Source organism: Streptomyces sp. LS1784 (assembly GCF_020103755.1).
Classification (GTDB): domain Bacteria; phylum Actinomycetota; class Actinomycetes; order Streptomycetales; family Streptomycetaceae; genus Kitasatospora.
Genome location: NZ_JAHSQD010001205.1, coordinates 1 through 772, shown reverse-complemented (window position 1 = coordinate 772; position 772 = coordinate 1). Strand labels below are relative to the sequence as shown.

Below are 772 nucleotides of genomic sequence, written 5' to 3'. Positions count from 1 at the left end.
GTCGGCGCCGGCGCGCCGGTGCCCCCTCCTCGCCCTGACCGCCCCGGCCCGCGGCCGGGCGATCCCCACGAGCACGGGGCCGACCAGGTCAGTCGGCCGGCTCCGCCCAGCCGCCGGTGCTGCGGTGCCGGCCCAGGCCGACCGACTCGAACTCGTCCGCCCGGCCTTCCTCCGTGCATGCGCCGACCTGCCGCAGGGCACGGGATATCGGGGTGCCCTCGGCCGGGGCGGGCTCGAACTCGCCGATGGTGAGCGGGCCGAGGACGACCCTGCCGTCCGTCCAGACGGCGGCACGCTGGGTACCACTGCCGCCGAAGTACTCCGCCTCGACGCAGGCGATCGGGCCGGCTTTCGACCAGGCGGCCAGCCGGAGTTCGAAGCCGTCCGAGTGCCAGCCGAACCCGGCCCCGCCGCCGGGCTTGCGCACGCTGCCGTCCCCCTGGAGCGCGGCGCGGACGGCGGAGGTGACCGGGATCAGCGCAAGCCCCTGTGCCAGCGGGACCACCCGGGCCGCCGGAACCTCCGCCGCCGCCACCGTCAGCAGCTCACATGTTCCGATCAGCGCCTGGAGTTCGTAGGACATGCCGGACATGGTGTCCCACGGCACCGACAGTCGGCCCGGAATTTATGATTCCGTGCCCGGCCGGAGACCGTAGAGCAGACTGCCGGGCACCCCCGGCGCGGACCGCGGCCGGCCCCGGAGCCGTTCCTGCCGCTGGTCCCGGTGCCGGCCTCGGCGCCGATCTCGCCGCCGGTCACCCGCTCGGGCGCG

General features: G+C 76.0%; 1 protein-coding gene. It reads right to left on the bottom strand.

The window, feature by feature from the left end:
* Positions 1-88: 88 nt before the first annotated feature.
* A complete protein-coding gene (locus KS423_RS46555; protein ID WP_224285670.1) occupies positions 89-583 on the bottom strand; it encodes a hypothetical protein in 495 nt (164 codons plus the stop codon).
* Positions 584-772: the final 189 nt, after the last annotated feature.

Coding starts and splice junctions, on each gene's coding strand:
- KS423_RS46555 (WP_224285670.1), bottom strand. CDS start 583: ATGTCCTACGAACTCCAGGCGCTGATCGGAACATGTGAGCTGCTGACG.